Raw genomic sequence first — 5070 nt, forward strand, 5'->3', positions numbered from 1 at the left:
ATAATACGCACCAAGATAGCTGAATTATCATCGTTACGCTAAAATCCGTTTTTTGTCGTTTTCAGTTTTATTTTTGTATTAGTTTCAGCTTGTTGTATTGAGCATTGTGTTAAATGTTGGCAGCTTGTGCCTATGCTGAGTGTCTTGTTTAAAAGTTGCGGTTGTCGCCGACCTTTTGTGGTGTCGGTTTATTTTGAGGCTTTGGGGACAAGGTATCAAAAATGGCGTGTCTATTTTTGATTTGGCCAACGACCTATCAGTCGTGTTTTTAATTTTTGACGTGACGCTACTTCAAAAATCATTTTATCGCTCAGCCGCTGATTGGTCGTTTTTATCCTGCAGGAGCAACAACATGATAAAAATTACAACCATACAGGAAGTTATTCGCGATGAGTTTCAAGGCAGCTATCTTAAACTTGCCGAATTTCTTCACGTTAACGAACGCACCGTTCGTCGCTGGCTCCGTGGCGAAAGCCGCGTGAATCCGTGTGCCGAAAAGCTACTCTATGTGGTGGCTCGTGGTTATTTGCCGCCGGATATCCGTTTTGATGGATATCGAGTCTGTATGCGCAGAACCGCCATTATCACGCCGTCTGGCCGTGAATTTGGCATTGGTGAGCTGGAATCTTGGGTGTATATGAAAGATCAATACTATGCGTTGATCGATAAGTACGGCCCAATCGAGAATCCGCCCAGGCATCGAGCTAGAGTGCTCTCTAACCCATTTCGCGGTAATCGCCGCAGCAAGGATGTCGCGTGGATTCCAAGCCGTGACTGCGGTTATCGGGCTATGTTTAGGTGTAAGTGATAACAATTAATCTATTGAGAGCACGTTAATGTTTGGTACTAACGTGCTCTTTTTTACCTCATCAGTTCGGTCAGAGTTACGATACTCCCCGTGAGTTTTGCTAACAACAGCAACCTTATTCCTAGAAAACAATACGGTAAAAACCTTTTTAAAGTTTAGATCTGTACGCCACAATTACCTTTCTCACAGCCGTTCACACATAGAAATCATTAATCTGTTTAATATTTCTCCGCATTGTTTACTGAGCTTCTTTTTGTAACTCACGGGAGCTTTATTAATGAAAAATTGGAAGATTGGTTGTTTGTTTGGTTCTTTGGTCTTGATAGGTTGTGGTGGCGGAGGTGGAGGTGATTCGTCTGCAGATAATTCCGACGCTGTGCCCCAATCTAGCGAAGATCAAGTTACCATTTATGAGAAAGACGGTATCTACATCAACAGTGATGATTTAGTCGTCATGGTTGTAGATTCTGAGGCTAGTGAAGCCGGTATTCTCATTGGAGACTATGTAAACAGTGAAATCGCTTATTCTCATACCCACGAAGTGGATGGTAACACGTTAAATACCAGAGGCTTGCTATACGCAACTGCCAATAGCATTCAAATTGATCAAGATCTTGAACTTACGGTGACCTTTGATGGTTCTCAAGCCAGGGTTACGGGTACTCTCAATAACAGCAATTTGGTTTATAGCTTTGACAAAACCAATGCTAGCAAATCGATGAGTGAACTAGCCGGTACACATACTTCTCCTGATAATGGCTCGAGTTGGGCGTTTGATGCCAATGGTAGTTTCACTATCAATGGTGGAGGTCCGAGCTGCACTATCAATGGTCAGTTAACGATGGTTAAAGGCTATTACTATTCTGGGGAAAATGTCGTGGCCTCTGGATGTGCGGATCCTGGCTTAAATGGTACGGACTACGAAGCGCGCTTTATCTCTATTGACTATAACGGTCAAACGTACATTCTCGGCGCCATGGCGAGAACCGGCACCGATATTGGTTTGCTTTGGGGTAGCGTACCCGTTAACTAACCTACTCTCTTAATCTTGGCTCGGTGTAGAGCCCTGCCCTGACATCCGGCGAAGTGTCAGGGCTTTTGTTTCCAACTTTCATCTATTGTTTTTAAGGAATCAAAAAGGCCAACTGCGCGATAACGCGCAAACACGTCACTTTTCCATTTATCTGGCATGTCGTTTTTGAACTTATCAAGGAGTTTATCCTCTTCTTTTGACACTATAGCCACAGCACTAAACTCTCTTATAACTTTATAAAAGTCGTCTAAAGGCTTATCTTTTTCAATACCCAGTAACTTATCGCAAACAACGTTTACAGGAACCATATGTTCATGAGCTAGGTATTTACGATACTTACCCTTTTTGTAGTTTAGTTGTGCTGCAATTTTTTCTGCTTCTTTTGACCAAAGCGGATGACCTTCAAACTTACCTGTCCCTCGTGAAGAGCTTCCCGTGTCGTGAAGTTTTCTTAAAGCAATATTTAACATTCGCGTTGGAATTGTTGTCTCTCTTAGCTTAGTATTTTCAACAAGACCGGCATCAACCAATGCTTTCGCGCTAGCTGCAACTGCCTCAAGTTTTTTTTCATCAAAGTTAGCTTGATATTCCTTTTGTTCCATATCTACATCTCACGTAAAATTTTCAGTATTTGTATACCCTAATAGCTGCAGATATGAAACCCCCAACAATCACACTTATAGCATTGATTTTAAAGGGATACCGTTCGAATTAAGTCTTTCTACGCCTACACTTTTTTCCCGTAGTTTTTGCCTTTACGACTCGGCCACCTTTGGTAAATCGGTAGCCTTTTTTTAGGCGGCCATTTCGCTTTAGTCCTGTTTTAGCCATGGTTGTGTTCCTCTAGTTTTCGGATGCGTGTTTCCTGGTCCTGTTGGACTTTCTTGATCCAGTTGATGTCGGTTTTGAGCGCGGCAATGGTGCCAGCGCTCGAGACGAGGCCGGTGATCAGCGCAATGACGAACGACTCTGCCATAGCCCTCACCTACCCTTGATTTTGAAAGAGAAGTACTCGAGTAAATAGCGCACCATGGAGCGAAACCCAAAGGTATCGATCACCACAGCGGCCACGATGTACCAATAGTATTCGGGGACGTGTTTTAGCGCCTGAAAGCCAGCTTCTACATAGTGGGCGTAATCGGGTATGAATGACAAAATCAATGGTATAAACACCACCAACATGATGAACTCGTCTTTAAGCCCGCGCTCTTTAATGCTGACCATATCGAGATCGGCGGCTTTCTCATCACCGGACTTAAGCCGCGATACTTTTGCTTCGTGCCTGGCCTGATCCATTTCGTCTTTGCGCTTAAGCGCATTGGGTTACTTGGCCGTCTTCGTCGTACACCACGAAATCGATCGCCTGCCCTGTTTCGTTCTGAGCTAAAAGAGAAGGTTAGAAAAGAGTTAAAGGTCATTATAAAGACTACTATTTTATGAGTCGTGGCCGTTTTTTAAAATTCCACTAATAAAACACATTGCATTGGCTTCCGATGTATAGAATAAAGTTAAACAACTACAATCTTATGGAATCAAAAATGTTTGAGTTATTTACTTTGTTCTGTGCATTCTATGTTTATATAAAGTTGTTTGGGAAACACCATAAAGATGAAAAAAACTTGCCAACCAAACGTAAAATTCAACGTCAAACAAGAACTAACACTCGGAACAAAATAGTAAATTCATTGCAATCACCATCCCCAAAAAGCACACCAGAAGTAGAACATAAAAAAAAGTCACACCTTTGCACCAAAAATGAGCAAAATCTATACGCCACGCTACTAGAAATACTGCCCAGTGAATATGTCGTGCATTGTCAGGTTTCACTTATGGCTTTAATACAACCAAAGGATTTTAAAAACAACTCGCGTACATGGGCTAAACGAATGGACTTTGTGATTACAGATAGAGAATCGATGGTGCTTGCGGTTATTGAATTGGACGACTCAACTCATAAGTGGAAAAGCCGACAGCAACGCGACAAGTATGTAAATGAATCATTAGAAGGGCATCATACTTTGATCCGAATTGGCTCAGAACGTCGATATGACCCTTGTAAAATCGCACTACTTATCGAACAAAGCTCATCTATTAGATGTGAACGAGTCTACTCTCACCTTTTAGAAGTCCAGTAGACTATTCGCCCCGATAAGAAGTACGGGATGGAAGTCCTAACTCTTTAAAACATACACAACAAATGGCATAATTCGCCAAAATCATCAACTTTCATAATGACCCCAGAAACTTAAATACCCAAATTTTCGATAAGATAAGCAAATCGGTAGCAAACAGTAAAATGAAAAAAGATAAAGAACTCTTAGAACGAATTGGGAAAACACTAGAAGAACTATCCAATGAGAAAAACCTCGACCTATCAGAGAAACTCTTTTTAGATTTAATTGAAGATTTCAAACTGCTTGGTCCATACAATAAAAAAGCTTGGCATTGGAAATCCACCCAAAAATGGTGGCTACTGTTTGAGGACGTATCTGAAAAACCAAACATATCGAGCCTTTTAAATTCACTTAACATTGAAATAGCAAAAGCAAACTCTGACACTATTGAACCATTAGAGTATTTAAAAATCGAACTTACTGCTAGTTCTCCATCCTTTGGAAAAATACAACGTAGTAATCTAGAGTCATTAATAAAAAAATATCCCAACAATGTTGAGTTATTAAATACCTATGCTCATTTACTTACAGAAGAAAAATCAACAACTGATGATTTTGAACTAGGTATTGAACTTTATAAAGAATACGTTAAACATACAAATGAAAGTGATGAAAATGAAGTAGTTTGGTCTGTATTTAACTCAGAAAGAACGTTATATATAAAATATCGAGAACGTAATGACGATCTGAATGCAAAAAAAGTCCTAGATAGAATGAGCGATTACCTACCTTTCATAAAGTCGACAGAACTATGGAACATGTTAATGGACGCAATACATCTACATGACAATATGAATGTAGTAACCTCACGTATACAATCGATTGCCGACACCTATCAAAAAGAGGCAATTGAGATTTCTAAAGAATCATCAGCTAAGACATTTGAACAACTAGTAGTTTTTACAGCCATAATTACGTTTGTTGTCACTGCGGCAGGGTCGGCAATTAACTCTTCAATTCCACTGTTAGGCTTATTAGGCCTTGGTACTGTACTTTTAGTATTCGTATTAACAGTACAATTGAGTACTGAAAAACCAACATTTGAAAGCTTAAAG

The 5070-nt window shown here is 40.4% G+C and carries 6 protein-coding genes and 1 pseudogene; 4 read left to right on the forward strand and 3 right to left on the reverse strand.

Annotation, left to right across the window (positions count from 1 at the left end; translation table 11 throughout):
- Nucleotides 1-352 precede the first annotated feature (352 nt).
- A complete protein-coding gene (locus BLO31_RS03430) occupies nucleotides 353-808 on the forward strand; it encodes a DUF3653 domain-containing protein (protein ID WP_084659588.1) in 456 nt (151 codons plus the stop codon).
- Between the two features lie 277 nt (nucleotides 809-1085).
- Complete coding sequence (locus BLO31_RS03435; protein WP_070962897.1) at nucleotides 1086-1841, forward strand: hypothetical protein; 756 nt, start codon at nucleotides 1086-1088, stop codon at nucleotides 1839-1841.
- A 56-nt stretch (nucleotides 1842-1897) separates the two neighbouring features.
- Here the strand turns inward: BLO31_RS03435 and BLO31_RS03440 are convergent, their stop codons facing one another.
- The 3 genes and pseudogenes from BLO31_RS03440 to BLO31_RS03445 form a co-directional block, all read right to left on the reverse strand.
- Nucleotides 1898-2443 (reverse strand): hypothetical protein, encoded by a 546-nt coding sequence (locus tag BLO31_RS03440; protein WP_070962898.1) that lies wholly within the window; start codon nucleotides 2441-2443, stop codon nucleotides 1898-1900.
- A gap of 221 nt (nucleotides 2444-2664) precedes the next feature.
- Nucleotides 2665-2817 (reverse strand): hypothetical protein, encoded by a 153-nt coding sequence (locus tag BLO31_RS23720; protein WP_175443166.1) that lies wholly within the window; start codon nucleotides 2815-2817, stop codon nucleotides 2665-2667.
- A gap of 5 nt (nucleotides 2818-2822) precedes the next feature.
- Nucleotides 2823-3158 (reverse strand): annotated as a pseudogene (locus BLO31_RS03445) (hypothetical protein); the annotation flags it as partial.
- 221 nt (nucleotides 3159-3379) lie between these two features.
- On the opposite strand from BLO31_RS03445, the gene BLO31_RS03450 reads away from it, so the two are divergent.
- On the forward strand, nucleotides 3380-3976 hold the full coding sequence (locus BLO31_RS03450) for a DUF2726 domain-containing protein (RefSeq protein ID WP_070962899.1): 597 nt from the start codon (nucleotides 3380-3382) through the stop codon (nucleotides 3974-3976).
- 161 nt (nucleotides 3977-4137) lie between these two features.
- Nucleotides 4138-5070: hypothetical protein (locus BLO31_RS03455; protein WP_139158927.1), on the forward strand; the 933-nt coding region annotated here is incomplete at its 3' end.

This window comes from Vibrio sonorensis, from assembly GCF_001854765.1.
In the GTDB taxonomy this organism is placed as follows: Bacteria; Pseudomonadota; Gammaproteobacteria; order Enterobacterales; family Vibrionaceae; genus Vibrio; species Vibrio sonorensis.

Bases quoted from the DNA above. Each gene is read 5' to 3' on its own strand.
- BLO31_RS03430 (WP_084659588.1), top strand. From the start codon at position 353: ATGATAAAAATTACAACCATACAGGAAGTTATTCGCGATGAGTTTCAA.
- BLO31_RS03435 (WP_070962897.1), top strand. From the start codon at position 1,086: ATGAAAAATTGGAAGATTGGTTGTTTGTTTGGTTCTTTGGTCTTGATA.
- BLO31_RS03440 (WP_070962898.1), bottom strand. From the start codon at position 2,443: ATGGAACAAAAGGAATATCAAGCTAACTTTGATGAAAAAAAACTTGAG.
- BLO31_RS23720 (WP_175443166.1), bottom strand. From the start codon at position 2,817: ATGGCAGAGTCGTTCGTCATTGCGCTGATCACCGGCCTCGTCTCGAGC.
- BLO31_RS03450 (WP_070962899.1), top strand. From the start codon at position 3,380: ATGTTTGAGTTATTTACTTTGTTCTGTGCATTCTATGTTTATATAAAG.